This is a genomic window from Pseudomonas sp. RIT-PI-q, from assembly GCF_001297125.1.
Taxonomy (GTDB): domain Bacteria; phylum Pseudomonadota; class Gammaproteobacteria; order Pseudomonadales; family Pseudomonadaceae; genus Aquipseudomonas.
On record NZ_LHPC01000038.1, the window covers coordinates 20,966 to 35,784 of the forward strand.

Annotated in this window: 12 protein-coding genes and 2 pseudogenes; 8 read left to right on the forward strand and 6 right to left on the reverse strand. The window is 61.8% G+C overall.

Translation table 11 applies throughout. The features are described from left to right. Positions 1-16 precede the first annotated feature (16 nt). The gene (locus AEQ67_RS19380) at positions 17-625 is read left to right on the forward strand and encodes a LysE family translocator (RefSeq protein ID WP_059405443.1); all 609 of its coding nucleotides are present in this window, start codon (positions 17-19) and stop codon (positions 623-625) included. A gap of 20 nt (positions 626-645) precedes the next feature. On the opposite strand, the gene AEQ67_RS35985 is transcribed toward AEQ67_RS19380, so the two are convergent. Further along, positions 646-810, reverse strand: a complete 165-nt coding sequence (locus AEQ67_RS35985) for a hypothetical protein (protein WP_177333662.1) — start codon at positions 808-810, stop codon at positions 646-648. Between AEQ67_RS35985 and AEQ67_RS19385 the strand changes: the two are divergent. From AEQ67_RS19385 to AEQ67_RS19405, 5 genes and pseudogenes are all read left to right on the forward strand, one after another. Then, positions 751-1,776, forward strand: a pseudogene (locus tag AEQ67_RS19385) (LacI family DNA-binding transcriptional regulator). The gene AEQ67_RS35985 and the pseudogene AEQ67_RS19385 overlap by 60 nt on opposite strands. Positions 1,777-1,950: 174 nt before the next feature. Further along, complete coding sequence (locus AEQ67_RS19390; RefSeq protein ID WP_059405444.1) at positions 1,951-2,733, forward strand: sugar phosphate isomerase/epimerase family protein; 783 nt, start codon at positions 1,951-1,953, stop codon at positions 2,731-2,733. Continuing rightward, complete coding sequence (locus tag AEQ67_RS19395) at positions 2,726-3,700, forward strand: sugar kinase (protein WP_059405445.1); 975 nt, start codon at positions 2,726-2,728, stop codon at positions 3,698-3,700. Before AEQ67_RS19390 ends, AEQ67_RS19395 begins: the two co-directional genes overlap by 8 nt. A gap of 116 nt (positions 3,701-3,816) precedes the next feature. Further along, the gene (locus tag AEQ67_RS19400) at positions 3,817-5,115 is read left to right on the forward strand and encodes an MFS transporter (RefSeq protein ID WP_059405446.1); all 1,299 of its coding nucleotides are present in this window, start codon (positions 3,817-3,819) and stop codon (positions 5,113-5,115) included. Positions 5,116-5,129: 14 nt separating this feature from the next. Further along, a complete protein-coding gene (locus AEQ67_RS19405; protein WP_059405447.1) occupies positions 5,130-6,107 on the forward strand; it encodes a 2-hydroxyacid dehydrogenase in 978 nt (325 codons plus the stop codon). 145 nt (positions 6,108-6,252) lie between these two features. Here AEQ67_RS19405 and AEQ67_RS19410 read toward each other — a convergent pair whose 3' ends face one another. The 5 genes and pseudogenes from AEQ67_RS19410 to AEQ67_RS19425 form a co-directional block, all read right to left on the reverse strand. Beyond that, positions 6,253-7,440 (reverse strand): pyridoxal phosphate-dependent aminotransferase, encoded by a 1,188-nt coding sequence (locus AEQ67_RS19410; RefSeq protein ID WP_059405448.1) that lies wholly within the window; start codon positions 7,438-7,440, stop codon positions 6,253-6,255. A 170-nt stretch (positions 7,441-7,610) separates the two neighbouring features. Next, positions 7,611-8,474 (reverse strand): methyl-accepting chemotaxis protein, encoded by an 864-nt coding sequence (locus tag AEQ67_RS36805; protein WP_442965658.1) that lies wholly within the window; start codon positions 8,472-8,474, stop codon positions 7,611-7,613. 42 nt (positions 8,475-8,516) lie between these two features. Beyond that, positions 8,517-9,236 (reverse strand): annotated as a pseudogene (locus AEQ67_RS36810) (MCP four helix bundle domain-containing protein); the annotation flags it as partial. Positions 9,237-9,785: 549 nt separating this feature from the next. After that, entirely contained in the window at positions 9,786-10,928 is a 1,143-nt protein-coding gene (locus AEQ67_RS19420; protein ID WP_059405450.1) for a glycerate kinase, read from the reverse strand. 358 nt (positions 10,929-11,286) lie between these two features. Beyond that, positions 11,287-12,408, reverse strand: a complete 1,122-nt coding sequence (locus tag AEQ67_RS19425) for a sugar diacid recognition domain-containing protein (protein ID WP_059405451.1) — start codon at positions 12,406-12,408, stop codon at positions 11,287-11,289. Between the two features lie 167 nt (positions 12,409-12,575). Between AEQ67_RS19425 and AEQ67_RS19430 the strand changes: the two genes are divergently transcribed. Both AEQ67_RS19430 and rarD read left to right on the forward strand, forming a co-directional pair. Continuing rightward, the gene (locus AEQ67_RS19430; RefSeq protein WP_059405452.1) at positions 12,576-13,589 is read left to right on the forward strand and encodes an aldo/keto reductase; all 1,014 of its coding nucleotides are present in this window, start codon (positions 12,576-12,578) and stop codon (positions 13,587-13,589) included. A gap of 274 nt (positions 13,590-13,863) precedes the next feature. Continuing rightward, positions 13,864-14,751, forward strand: a complete 888-nt coding sequence (gene rarD / locus AEQ67_RS19435) for an EamA family transporter RarD (protein ID WP_059405453.1) — start codon at positions 13,864-13,866, stop codon at positions 14,749-14,751. Positions 14,752-14,819: the final 68 nt, after the last annotated feature.

Consider the following 14,819-nt stretch of genomic DNA (forward strand, 5'->3'; position numbering starts at 1 on the left):
CTGGAGTTTGCCTGCGATGCTGTCCTCTTTCCCGACGTTACTGCCGTTTCTGTTGTTTGCCTTTGTCGCCTCGATCACCCCCGGCCCGACCAACATTCTGGTGCTGAGCAACAGCGCCCGATTTGGTCTGGCGGCTGCCGTGCCGATCATCTTCGGCGCCTGCGCCAGCGCGGCGATTCTTGTGCTGCTGGTGGGCACTGGCGCCGGCACCACCCTGACGACCTGGCCTGGCGTTCAAGCGTTTATGCAATGGGCCGGCGTAGCGTGGTTGAGTTATCTGGCGTGGCAGATTTTCCGCGCCCCGGCCGAAGCCATTACGACAGCGTCAAGCGAAGCCCGCCTCGGACTGCTGGGCGCCGCCGGCCTGCAATGGATCAACCCGAAAACCTGGATGATGGCGCTGGCCGTGGTCAGCGTATTTGCCGGCGTCGGTGAAGATCGCTTCGTGCATGTGCTGTACCTGTCCCTGGTATTTTTCCTGATTTCCCTGCCCTGCCTCAGCGCTTGGGCGCTGCTCGGCGCCGGTTCCAGTCGCTGGTTGCGTTCGCCCCGTGCGATGCAGCGTTTCAACCGTTGCATGGCGTTGTTGCTGCTGGGCTCGGCGTGGATGAGCGTGTGGGTCTAAGCGCCGTCCGTCGATCTATATCAGCGCTGGGGCTTGACGGCGTATTGGCTTTTGGTGTCTTCTGAAACCGGTTTCAGTGCTGGCTCAGCACGAACCTTATAAATCCAATAAGAAGGTTTCAGACCGTGAACGACTTCTCCGCCGCCCAGCGCAGCCGCGTGACCATGCTCGACGTGGCCGAACACGCCAAGGTCTCCAAGGCCAGCGTTTAGCGGTTCATCGGCGATGATCGCGCCCTGCTCTCCGATGCCATCGCCCAGCGCATCGAGCAGTCGATTGCCGAACTCGGCTACCGCCCGAACCAGATGGCCCGTGGCCTGAAACGCGGGCGCACGCGCCTGATCGGCATGCTCGTCGCCGATATCCGTAACCCTTATTCAATCGCCGTGATGCACGGGGTGGAAACCGCCTGCCGTCAGCACGGCTACAGCCTGGTGGTGTGCAACACCGACCGTGACGACGAGCAGGAACGCCAGCACCTGGCGCTGCTGCGCTCGTACAACATCGAGGGTTTGATCGTGAACACCCTCGGCCATCACCGCGACGAACTGCTCGAACTGCACCGGGAAATGCCGCTGGTGCTGGTGGACCGCAAGGTCGAACACCTTGAGAGCGACATGGTCGGGCTGGACAACCCGGCAGCGGTCGAAATGGCCCTCGCGCACCTTGAAGAGCGTGGCTATCGCGATGTGCTGCTGGTCACCGAACCGTTTGACGGCACCAGTTCGCGGATCGAACGGGTCAGCAGTTTCAAGGCGCAGATTGCGCTGCGCCCGACGCTTTCGGGCAGCATTCTCGAAACCGCCAGCGATTTGCCTGCGCAGTTGAAAACCTTCCTCGACAGCCCCGGCCCTGGCCCGAAAGCGCTTTTTTGCGCGAACGGGATTGCGGCGCTGGCCAGCACCCATGCGTTGCGCGAGCTCAAGTGCAATCTGTTCGAAGACGTTGGCTTGATCGCTCTTGATGATCTGGATTGGTATCCGCTAGTGGGTAGCGGGATTACCGCCCTCGCCCAACCGACGGCCGAGATTGGCGCCAGCTCATTTGAGTGTTTGCTCAAGCGGTTGCGTGGGGAGGATGGGGCTGTGCGGACACTGGATTTTTCGGCGCGGTTGATTGTGCGGGGGTCAACCCAGGGGAATGTGTATTGACTTTTCCGGCCTCATCGCGGGCAAGCCCGCTCCCACAGGTGATGGGTGATGAGCATAATTTGATGACCACCACAGACCCCTGTGGGAGCGGGCTTGCCCGCGATGAGGCCCGATATGTTCACCCAAAACTTTTTTTTGAAAAAAAATGAACCCGGTTTCAGGGGTAGAACAACAATGAACACCCCCGCCGTTTCCATCAGCCTGTCCAGCTACGGTGCCGACCTCGTGCGCCAACGCGGCCAAGGCAGTTTTATCGAAATACTCGCCGCCGCCGGCGCCACGCGCATCGAATGGCGTGAAGAATTGCTCACCACCGAAGACGCCACGCAACTGGCCGATGCCACGGCGGCAGAAGGCCTGGAGAGCGTGTATTCCTCGCCGATGGAACTGTGGCTGGCCGGCCAGTCGAAACCCAATCCTGAACTGGTCACTGCCCTGCAACGCGCCCAAGCCTTCGGCGCCAAATGGCTGAAAGTGTCGCTGGGCTACTTCACCGACAACAACGACCTGCAAACCCTGGCCCGCACCCTCACGCAGAGCCCGGTGCACCTGTTGGTGGAGAACGACCAGACCTTGCACGGTGGCCGCATCGAACCGTTCCAGCGCTTTTTCACGGCGGTCGAGCAGCACACGCTGCCGATCAAAATGACCTTCGATATCGGCAACTGGCATTGGCAGGATCAGCCCGCTGCCAACGCCGCGCGCCTGCTCGGCCGCCATGTCGGCTACGTGCATTGCAAAGCGGTAACACGCCGCGCCGACGGCAAACTGATTGCCATACCGCCTACCGCCAGCGACGTGCATCTGTGGGAACAACTGCTGCGGCACATGCCCCAAGGCGTCATGCGCGCCGCGGAATATCCACTGCAAGGCGACGATCTGCTGCAGTTGACCACCGAGCATGTCGCCACCCTCGCCCGCCTCGGCCAAACCCGGTTGGAGAGCGTTCATGTCTGAGATCGATATTCTGTCGTTCGGCGAAACCATGGCCATGTTCGTCGCCGAGCAGGCTGGCGATCTGGCCGATATCGGCGCCTTTCACAAACGCATCGCCGGCGCCGACAGCAATGTCGCCATCGGTTTGTCGCGGCTGGGTTTCAACGTCGCATGGCTGAGCCGGGTCGGTGCCGACTCGTTGGGTCGCTTCGTGATCGATACCCTGGAGAAGGAAGGCCTGGATTGCAGCCATGTTGATATCGACAGCGCACACCCGACCGGTTTTCAGCTCAAATCACGCACTGACGATGGCAGCGATCCTGTCGTTGAATACTTTCGACGCGGGTCGGCAGCGAGTCACTTGTCACCCCATTCGATCGTGCCCGAACTGCTCAAGGCCCGGCATCTGCACGCCACGGGCATTCCCCCGGCGTTGTCCAGCACCGCGCGGGAAATGTCTGTTGAATTGATGACCCGCATGCGCGATGCCGGGCACAGTGTGTCGTTCGACCCTAACCTGCGCCCGAGCCTGTGGGCCAGCGAGCAGCAGATGATCACCGAGATCAACCGCCTCGCCGCCCTCGCCCATTGGGTTTTGCCGGGGCTGAGCGAAGGTCGCTTGCTCACCGGTTTTGAAGACCCGGCCGATATCGCCGCGTTTTACCTCGACCAGGGTGCCGAAGCCGTGGCGATCAAACTGGGACCGCACGGTGCTTACTACCGCACGCATCTGGATGCCGGCTTCGTGGCCGGTGTGCCGGTGGAAACGGTGGTCGACACCGTCGGGGCCGGCGATGGATTTGCCGTCGGCATGATCAGCGCCCTCCTGGAAAACCACAGCTTTGCCGATGCCGTGAAGCGCGCCAACTGGATTGGCAGCCGGGCGGTGCAGAGTCGCGGGGATATGGAGGGGTTGCCGACCCGAGCCGAAATGTCCGTCGAATTTGAGGCCCCCATCGCGGGCAAGCCCGCCCCCACATTGGTTTGAGTTCCAGCACAAAACCCTGTGGGAGCGGGCTTGCCCGCGATGAGGCCGGAACAGTCACTGAATTTTTTGAACCCGTTACCTGCTGCGACAAAAACAACAAGCTCAGGAGCATCACCATGAAAACTGCAACACTCGCCACCCGCCGCTGGTGGTACATCATGCCCATCGTGTTCATCACCTACAGCCTGGCGTACCTCGATCGCGCCAACTACGGCTTTGCCGCCGCCTCGGGGATGGCCGCCGACCTGATGATCACGCCGGGCCTGTCGTCGATGCTCGGCGCACTGTTCTTCCTCGGCTACTTCTTCTTTCAAGTACCCGGCGCGATCTACGCGCAGAAGCACAGCGTGAAGAAACTGATTTTCGTCAGCCTGATCCTCTGGGGTGGCCTCGCTACGTTGACCGGGATCGTCTCCAACGCCTACTGGCTGATTGTCATCCGCTTCATGCTCGGCGTGGTCGAAGCCGCTGTGATGCCGGCGATGCTGATCTACCTCTGCCACTGGTTCACCCGTGCCGAACGCTCGCGCGCCAATACCTTCCTGATCCTCGGCAACCCGGTGACCATGCTCTGGATGTCGGTGGTCTCGGGGTATCTGGTGCAGCATTACAGCTGGCGCTGGATGTTCATCATCGAAGGTCTGCCGGCGGTGCTCTGGGCATTTATCTGGTGGCACCTGGCCGATGATCGTCCGGCGCAGGCCAAGTGGCTCAGCGACCAGGAAAAAAACGATCTGGAAAGCGCCCTGGCCGCCGAACAGGTCGGCATCAAAGCCGTAAAAAACTACGCCGAAGCCTTCCGTTCGCCCAAAGTCATCATCCTGGCCTTGCAGTTTTTCTGCTGGAGCATTGGCGTCTATGGCTTCGTGCTGTGGCTGCCGTCGATCCTCAAGGCTGGCGCACAAATGGACATGATCGAAGCCGGCTGGCTCTCGGCGCTGCCGTACCTGGCGGCGGTGATCGGCATGCTGCTGGTGTCTTGGGGCTCGGACAAAATGCAGAAGCGCAAACGCTTTGTCTGGCCGCCGCTGCTGATTGCCTCGATAGCGTTTTACGGCTCCTACGCCCTCGGCGCCGAACATTTCTGGTGGTCCTACACCCTGCTGGTGATTGCCGGTGCCTGCATGTATGCACCTTACGGCCCGTTCTTCGCGATCATCCCGGAAATCCTTCCGGCCAACGTCGCGGGTGGCGCCATGGCTCTGATCAACAGCATGGGCGCGCTCGGTTCGTTTGGCGGTTCGTATCTGGTCGGTTACCTGAACAGCTCCACCGGTTCGCCCGGTGCCTCGTACCTGCTGATGAGCGGCGCGTTGATGCTCTCGGTGGTGCTGACGATTTTCCTCAAGCCCGGCGCCAGTGACCGGGAGCGTCCCCCGGTCGCGGCCAATCGCCCCGCCGCCACACATTCCTGATTGAGAGTATTACGATGAAAAAGCAGGTCGTTCTGTACAAAAAACTCTCGCCGCTGCTGATGGCGCGGCTGCATGAGCACACTGAAGTGACGCTGATCGACAGCCTCGACGCTGAAGGCCTGGCCAAACTGCGCGAGGCCCTGCCCCGCGCCCACGGCCTGCTCGGCGCCAGCCTGAAACTGGATGCCGAACTGCTCGACCTGGCGCCTAATCTTGAAGCCATCGCCAGCGTCTCGGTGGGTGTCGACAACTACGACATCGACTACCTCACCGAACGGCGCATCCTGCTGAGCAACACGCCGGATGTGCTGACCGAAACCACCGCCGACACCGGTTTTGCGCTGATCCTGGCGACGGCACGGCGTGTGGTGGAACTGGCCAATATGGTTCGCGCTGGAGAATGGAAGCGCAACGTCGGCCCGGCGCAATTCGGCACCGATGTGCACGGCAAAACCCTGGGCATCATCGGCATGGGCCGTATCGGTGAAGCCCTCGCGCAGCGCGGCCATTTCGGCTTTGGCATGCCGGTGATCTATCACAGCCACTCGCCGAAACCGGCGGTCGAGCAACGCTTCAATGCGCAGTACCGCAGCCTCACCGAGTTGCTGCAACAGGCGGATTTTGTCTGCCTGACGTTGCCGCTGACCGCAGAAACCGAAGGGCTGATCGGTGCCGAAGAGTTTGCGCTGATGCGTCCGGAGACCATCTTCATCAACATTTCCCGGGGCAAGGTGGTTGACGAAGCGGCGATGATTGAAGCGTTGCGTGCGGGTCAGATTCGCGCGGCGGGGCTGGATGTGTTTGAGCGTGAACCCTTGAACGCGGACTCGCCGTTGTTGCAGTTGAACAACGTGGTGGCGACCCCGCACATCGGTTCGGCGACTCATGAGACTCGGGAAGCGATGGCCAGGTGTGCGGTGGACAATCTATTGGCGGCACTGGCAGGGGAGCGGCCGGGAAATCTGGTGAATGTAGGGGCGTGGAAGAGCTGAGGCAGGCGGGGCCTGTCAGGCCGCCTTCGCGAGCAAGCCCGCTCCCCCACTTGATCTCAGTCGTACACAAAACCGGTGATCGCCGAAAATCAAGTGTGGGAGCGGGCTTGCTCGCGAAGGGACCAGCACAGGCACCACAAAACTTTCAGGCCCGCCGCGCTTCCAAAAGGTCGGTCGCACACAGCGCAATCCTGCGGCACGCATCCGCCAGTTTGCGCTGGTCCACCACCAAGCCAATCCGGATATGCCCCGCCGCACTCGGCCCGAACGCCTCGCCGGCCAGCACCGACACGCCGTAACCTTCCAGCAGCCGTTCGGCAAAATGCTGGGCAGTCAAACCGGTCTGGCGCACGTCGACCATCACGAACATGCCGCCATCCGGGCGGATCGCGTGCATGCCAGGGCAGTGATCGAGGCTCGCACACACCAGGTCGCGACGCTGGCGATATTCCTCACGCATCAAGGCCACTTCCGGCAGGTCTTTATCCAGTGCCACTTGCGCGGCGTTCTGAATGAAATCCGGAAGGCCAAACAGCATGCACAACGACAAATGCACCAGGTGCTCGGCCAAGGGTTTGGGCCCGACCACCCAGCCCACCCGCCAGCCGCTCATGGCGTGGGATTTGGACAGGCTGTTGATCGTCGCGGTGCGCTCGGCCATGCCCGGCAGGCTCGCCGGGCTGATGTGTTCGCCCTCGTAGAGCAATTCGCTGTAGACCTCGTCGCTGATCAGCCACAGGTCGTGACGCACGCATAGCGCCGCCAGTTCCTGCCAGATGGCCAGCGACAAACTGGCGCCGGACGGGTTGTTGGGACTGTTGAGCAAAATGGCTCGGGTCTTCGCCGTGATGCGTGCGGCGACATCGGCCGGATCGACCCGAAAGCCATTCTCCGGGCGCACCGGCACGGGCACGACGTTGGCCCCGCAGGCGCCGAACACGCCCTCGTAGGTCACGTACATCGGTTCGGCGACGATCACTTCGTCACCCGGATCAAGCAGGCATTGCACGACCGAATACACCGCGCACTGCGCCCCCGGAAACACGATCACGTGTTCGGCATCCACCTCTTGGCCACTGCGTTGGCGATGACGCCGGGCGATGCTGCTACGCAAGCCCTGACTGCCGCGTACCGCCGGGTAGTGCGTGTCGCCGGCGAGCAAACTGTCGATGGCGGCCAGGACGATGGGTTGCGGTGTGTCGAAGTCCGGATCGCCGATCGACAGCAGCAACACATCGACGCCCTGCTCGCGCAATTCCAGCGCTCGATCATGAATCTGCCACGCCGCCGCTCCGTCACCGGCGATTCGTTGGGTCAAGGCTGAATAGCGCATGTCTTTCTCCTGTGGCGCGGTTCCATGCCTCAACCCTATCTCAAATCGCGAAACACGCCACTGTGGGAGCGAGCCTGCTCGCGAAAAACTCAAGGGCGCCAAGGGGCATCCGGGTTTACGCGTCATCGTTGACGACCTTCGCGAGCGAGCTCGCTCCCACAGAGGGCTGATCAGATCACGAAGCGCGCGACCATTGCGTTCAGGTCCACGGCCAGGCGCGACAGCTCGTGGGTGGCGGCGCTGGTCTGGTTGGCACCGGCGGCGGATTGGGTGGCGAGGTCGCGGATGTTCACCAGGTTGCGGTCGACTTCGCGGGACACCTGCGCCTGCTCTTCCGAAGCGCTGGCAATCACCAGGTTGCGTTCGTTGATCAGGTGGATCGACTGCGTGATCTGCTCCAGCGCCACACCGGCGGCGCGGGCCATTTCCAGGGTGCTTTGGGTGCGCTGGTTGCTTTGCTGCATCGACGAGACAGCTGCGCCGGTGCCGTTCTGAATACCGGCGACCATCTTCTCGATTTCCTGAGTCGACTGCGCCGTGCGATGGGCCAAGGCCCGAACTTCATCCGCCACCACCGCAAAACCACGCCCGGCTTCACCGGCACGGGCGGCTTCGATCGCGGCGTTCAATGCCAGCAAGTTGGTCTGTTCGGCGATGGCGCGGATCACGTCGAGCACCTTGCCGATATCACGTCCCTGCGCCGCCAGGCCTTCAATCATCAGCGAGGTGTTTTGCACGTCGTGGGTCATGGTCTGGATCGCGTCGACTGTTTCCACCACGCGGTCGCGACCTTCGCGGGCGGCCTGGGTCGACTGGTTCGAGGCTTCGGACGTGGACACCGCATTGCGCGCGACTTCTTCGACGGCGGCGGTCATTTCATTGACGGCGGTAGCGGCCTGCTCGATTTCATTGTTCTGCTGTTGCAGACCGCGAGACGCTTCCTGAGTGACCGTGCTGAGTTCTTCGGCAGCGGCGCCCAACTGGGTGGCGGAACCGGCGATCTGTTCGATGGTTTTGCGCAGGTTGGCCTGCATGTTGGATAACGCGTTGAGCAGGCGCGCCGGCTCATCCTTGCCGTCGATTTCGATGATTTTGGTGAGGTTGCCCCCGGCAATGGTTTCGGCCGCCAGCAGCGCACGGTTCAGCGGTGTGACGATGCTGCGGGTCAACAGCCAGGCCAGCAACACGGTCATCAGCGCCGCAATCACTGCAACGGTGATGATGCCGGTGATGGCGTTGCTGTAATGCTCGCCGGCTTCGGCCGAAGCGGCCTTGGCTTCGTCGGTATTGAAGGCCACCAGTTTATTGAGCTGCTCGCCCATCTGGTCAGTGCCGTCCTTGATCCGCGTATTGATCAAGGTGCGCATCTCATCGAGCTTGTTTTGCCGCGACAACTCCATCATCTGGTTCTGGGCTTGCATGTAGCTGTCGAGGGTGGCGGTGAACGTCTTGTACAGCTGCGCTTCTTCGGGAGCTGCCGGCAACGCGGCATAACTGGCTTGCGCGCTGCGCAGCTTGTCGGCAAGCACGCCGATACGCGTCTGGGCTTCCTGCAACGCGGCCGGATCACGGTTGACCAACACCCGGAATGAAAGAATCCGCATCCGCAGGACGTTTTCCGTCATGTTGCCCAGAAAGCCGACGCTGGGTAACTGCGTGCTCCCCATGTCGATGGAAGCCTGGCGGATGATCGTCATGCGGTTCACGGCAAACACGCCCAACGCGATGACCAGCAAGGCGATGAAGGCGAAACCCAGGAAAGCTCGAGGCGCGATGTTCAGATTACGCAGTGACATAGGACGATTCTCGGGTGATTGAAGCTGCGAGCATCCATGCCGTGATGGCTGTCGGGCAGGCGTTGCCGCGCACCGTTTCAGCTTGGCGCGACTGTTGTAGTTGGTGTGTGCGCGCCTGTTATCTGTATCGGCGGGAGTTGGGATTTTTTGCGGGGGGAGGTGAAATATTTTTTAGGGCATCAGGTGTGTTTCATCCATGAAACACGATCCCCTGTAGCAGCTGCCGAAGGCTGCGTTCGGCTGCGCAGCAGTCGCGAAGTCAGGCACTGCGGTGTATCAGGTTAACCGCGGACGCCGATTTTACGACTGCTGCGCAGCCGAACGCAGGCTTCGCCAGCTGCTACGGTCGTGTTGCGGCTGGCTGTCAGGATGAGACCCGTGATTGCAACGCCGTGTCTTCACCGGCTGACGCGGATCCATGTAGCAGCTGCCGAAGGCTGCGTTCGAGCGCGAAGCGGTCGCCTGACGGTCTTTTGTCCGAAGGTAAAAGCACGACTGCTGCGCAGCCGAACGCAGCCTTCGGCAGCTGCTACAGGGATTGTGTTGGCGTCAGGATTTGCGTGCGGCGATTCGCCAAACCCGCGCAATATCACTGGCCCTTTCATGCAACAACCGCGGTGCCTCGGCGCAAGCCTGTTCCAGCGTCATCGGGCCACTGGCCAAGGCAAAGGCGGCATCGATGCCATGCTCGTAGAGTGCCTGATAGCCTTCGCCCAGTGTCCCGGCGATGACGATTACCGGCACGCCGTGCTGCCGAGCAATGCGCGCCACACCGAACGGGGTCTTGCCACGCAGGGTTTGCGCATCGAAACGGCCTTCGCCGGTGATCACCAGGTCAGCGCCCTTGACCGCATCCGCCAGGCCGACCAGTTCGGCGACCACTTCAACCCCCGCCTTGAACTGCGCGCCAAGAAACGCCTTGGCGGCAAACCCCAGGCCACCCGCCGCGCCGCTGCCCGGCTCGTCGCGCACGTCGTTGTCCAAAGCTTTTGCGCAGTGATCGGCAAAGTGTCCGAGGGCACGATCCAGCTGCTCGACCTGCTGCGGCGAGGCGCCTTTTTGCGGACCGAAAATCGCCGACGCGCCGTGCGGGCCGCACAGCGGATTATTGACGTCGGCGGCGATGTCGAAGCGCACGTCGGCCAGGCGCGGGTCGATGGCGCTCAGATCAATGCGCGCCAGTTGCCCGAGCGCCAACCCGCCCGGTGCCAGGATCTGACCCTGCGCATCGAACAGTTTTACGCCCAAGGCCTGCACGGCACCCGCACCGCCGTCATTGGTCGCACTGCCGCCAATCGCCAGAATCACCCGTTGCGCGCCGGCATCGAGCGCCGCGCGGATCAACTCACCGGTGCCGAAGGTGCTGCTGACGCCCGCATCGCGCTGGCCCAGCGGGACCAACTGCAACCCGCGGGCCTCAGCCATTTCGATGATTGCAGTGTGGCTCTCCGGTAACCAGCCCCAAGCGGCGTTGCCCGGCGCGCCCAGTGGCCCGCGAACCTCCGTGCGGCGTAATTCGCCATTGCAGGCCGCCAGAACCGACTCGACTGTCCCTTCCCCGCCGTCGGCCATCGGGCATTTGATCAACTGCGCTTCGGGCCAGACCTCGGCCAGCCCGAGGGCGATGGCATCGGCCACGCCTTGAGCGCTGAGGCTGTCCTTGAACGAATCGGGGGCGATAACGATTTTCATGGGAGTTCTCCAGTTCCAATGCCCTCATGCTGCCAGCAGGTTAGAACAATAACGCCGGTCTGCTGCACAAGTGGCACAGAGGATTATTGTTCATTCCCACAAAACCCTTTGGATGTACGCATTACCTGTGGGAGCGGGCTTGCCCGCGATGGCGGTGTGTCAGTCACCGTCGATATTGAATGTGATGGCCTCTTCGCGGGCAAGCCCGCTCCCACAGGGAATCAGCGTCGCTTACACATCGTTACTCCACCACGTGGGGAGCGAGCCTGCTCGCGATTGCGGTGTGTCAGACGGCATTGATGCTGGATTTGACGGCCTCTTCGCCGGCAAGCCGGCTCCTACAAGGGGGTTGTGTTGTTTAGGGGGTTGTGTCGGTCTGGGGCAGGAGTTGCACGCCGAGGTAGAGCGCCAGCATGCCGTCCAGCCGCAACGGATCAACCCCGCTGAGTTCGGCAATCCGCTCCATCCGATACCGCAGGCTGTTGCGGTGGATGCCCAGGGCATCGGCGCACGCCTGGCTCTGGCCATCGTGTTCGCACCAACTGCGCAGGGTCGCCAGCAACTGGCCGTTGTTGTCCTTGGCGACGACTTTGCGCAGCGGGCTGAGCAATTCGTCCAGCGCATCGTCGTTACGATGACGCCAGAGCAACACCGGCAACCGATAGCGGTTCAGGGTCAGCAACCGCGACTGGGGCAACACGTCACGTCCATAGGCCAGCAAGTCACTCACCCGGCGACAGCAACGGCGCAAACCCGTCAACCCATCAGCCTGCCCGCCCACGGCGATGCGCAGGATGTTCCAGCCCAGCCCATCGAGCTTTTCCAGCAGTCGATCATTCTCGATCGCCTGGTTCGCCGGCCGACACCAGAGCAACGAGGACTTGGCCGAACTCACGCACCAACTGTCCGGATAGCGCGAAGCCAACCAGGCGCTCAGTGCCTCGACGGTTTGCCCCGGGCCGTGCTCCAACTCCAACTCAAACAGATACGGCACCCGAGTCATTTGCGGCTTGAGCCCCAGTTGTTGCGCCTCGTCGATCAGCCGGGGCGAATCCCCGGCCTCGCTGAGCAGTAACGCCAGCAGATCATCGCAACGCTGACGCCGCCATTGCTGCTCGGCCTGCTGATTGCGCTGGCTCACCAGCATTTCGGCGGTCATGCGCACCAGTTCGGCGTAGGTGCGCAATTGCTCCGGTTCGCCGGTGATGCCCAGCACGCCGATGAGGCGCTGGTCGAGCATCAGCGGCAGGTTGATCCCCGGCTGCACGCCTTTGAGGTGGATCGCGGTCTGCGCGTCGATCTCCACCACGCGGCCGTTGGCCAACACCAGTTGCGCGCCTTCATGCCGAGTGTTGACCCGCTCCGGTTCGCCACTGCCGAGGATCAGGCCCTGGCTGTCCATGACGTTGACGTTGTAAGGCAGGATGGCCATTGCCCGGTCGACGATGTCCTGGGCCAGGTCGTGATCGAGTTCGAACATAGTGGTGATCCTTGAAAGCGTGATGAGGGCGGTCGGGGCTTTATGGCCGATCAACGTTGACGATAAAAATGGTCTCGGTCAAATGTGGGTGTTTGAGATTTGCGTTTGCGCCCGGCGGTGGTTCTGGTATTTGATTGAGCCTTTCCCATCGGTAAAAGGATTTCGTCATGAGCTACCGCGTACTGGGTCATTCGGGTCTGCACGTTTCCACCCTGACCCTGGGCACCATGATGTTCGGCGAACAGACCAGCACCGAAGATTCCCTGCGGATCATCGACAAGGCCTGGGACCAGGGCATCAATTTCATCGACACCGCAGACGTCTACACCAATGGCCGCTCCGAAGAAATCGTCGGCGAAGCGATTGCCAGCCGCCGTCACGAATGGGTGCTCGCCAGCAAGGTCGGCTCCGGCCCGGTCGGCGGAGTGCCGAACCGCAGCGGCCTGAGCCGCAAGCACATTTTCAATGGTATCGACGCCAGCCTGACCCGCTTGGGCACCGACTACCTGGACATCTATTACCTGCACCGCGAAGACCACAATACGCCGCTGGAAGTGACGGTGTCGGCCATCGGCGATCTGATTCGCCAGGGCAAAATCCGTTACTGGGGGCTGTCGAACTTCCGTGGCTGGCGCATCGCCGAAGTCATCCGCGTGGCCGACAAACTGGGCGTCGACAGACCTGTGATCAGCCAGCCGTTGTACAACATCGTCAACCGCCAGGCCGAATCCGAACAGATCACGGCCGCGCAACACTATGGCCTCGGCGTGGTGCCTTACAGCCCGCTGGCGCGTGGCGTGCTCAGCGGCAAATACGCACCGGACGTGAAACCCGACGCCAATAGCCGTGCCGGGCGCGCAGACAAACGCATTCTGGAAACCGAATGGCGCGTTGAATCCCTGCGCATTGCCCAGCAGATCCAGCAGTACACCCAGGGCCGTGGCGTGGGCATCGTCGAGTTCGCCATCGCCTGGGTGCTGAACAACGGCGCCGTCACCTCGGCCATCGTCGGGCCGCGTACCGAAGAGCAATGGGATGCCTACACTAAGGCGCAAGCGGTGAAAATCACGGCGGAGGATGAAGCGTTTATCGATTCGCTGGTCACGCCGGGGCACTCGTCGACACCGGGGTTCAATGACGTGAGCCATTTCGTGTCAGGGCGTAGCCCGCGCAACGTTTGAGATTAATCGCGGGCAAGCCCGCTCCCACAGGGTGATGTGTCGATCACGAATCTTGTGTACGCACCGCTCCCACAAGGGGTTATGCGTCGATCGCGAATCTTGTGTACGGCACTGGCAATGTGGGAGCGGGCTTGCCCGCGATGGCGGTATCACATTCACCATAGATGGCGGCTGGTCCACCACATGGGGTCGGTGTTGATCAGTTGGTCAATATTCGGCTCGAAAACCACGTATCCTCTGCGCCCCGTTTCACGTTCAACCTCGCGAGGACAGTTTGTCTAAAGGTATTGTTTTATCGGTCACAGCCTCGGTGCTGTTTGCCGTCATGTATTACTACACGTCGCTGCTCACCCCGTTGAGCGGCGTGGAAATTTTCGGCTGGCGCATGCTGCTGACGGTGCCGTGCATCACCGTGTTCATGGTGGTCTCCGGCGAATGGAAACGCGTCATCGACATCCTTCGGCGCCTGGGCAGCAAACCGAAATTGATCGCCGGCCTGATCGCCTCTTCCGCCCTGGTCGGCGTGCAGCTCTGGCTGTTCATGTGGGCGCCGCTCAACGGTTACAGCCTGGACGTGTCGCTGGGGTATTTCCTGTTGCCGCTGACCATGGTCCTGACCGGCCGGATCGCCTATGGCGAACGCCTCTCCTATTTGCAAAAAGTCGCCGTGACGTTCGCCTGCCTCGGCGTGATCAATGAGGTGTATCAGGTCGGTGGTTTTTCCTGGGCGACCTTGCTGGTGTGCATTGGCTATCCGACCTATTTCGTCCTGCGCAAACGACTGGCGACGGACAACCTCGGCGGTCTCTGGGTGGACATGACGCTGACGCTGCCAGTGGCGTTCTGGTTCGTGCTGGGGGGTGACCAAGGTTTCGGCGTGTTCGATCAGTATCCGTGGCTGTCGCTGCTGATCCCGATACTCGGGGTGATCAGCGCATCGGCGCTGGTGGTCTACATCATCGCCAGTCGGCTGTTGCCGTTCAGCCTGTTCGGGTTGCTGAGCTACGTCGAACCGGTGCTGTTGCTCGGCGTCGCGTTGCTGCTGGGAGAAAGTATCAAGGCCGGCGAATGGCTGACCTACATTCCGATCTGGATGGCGGTGGTTGTGCTGATGTTTGAAGGGTTCAAGCACCTGGTCCGGCAGCGTCGCGGACCAATGTAGGAGCGAGGCTTGCCCGCGAAGGGGCCTTTGAAGACGCTAAAAGCTTCGCGGGCAAGCCTCGCTCCTAC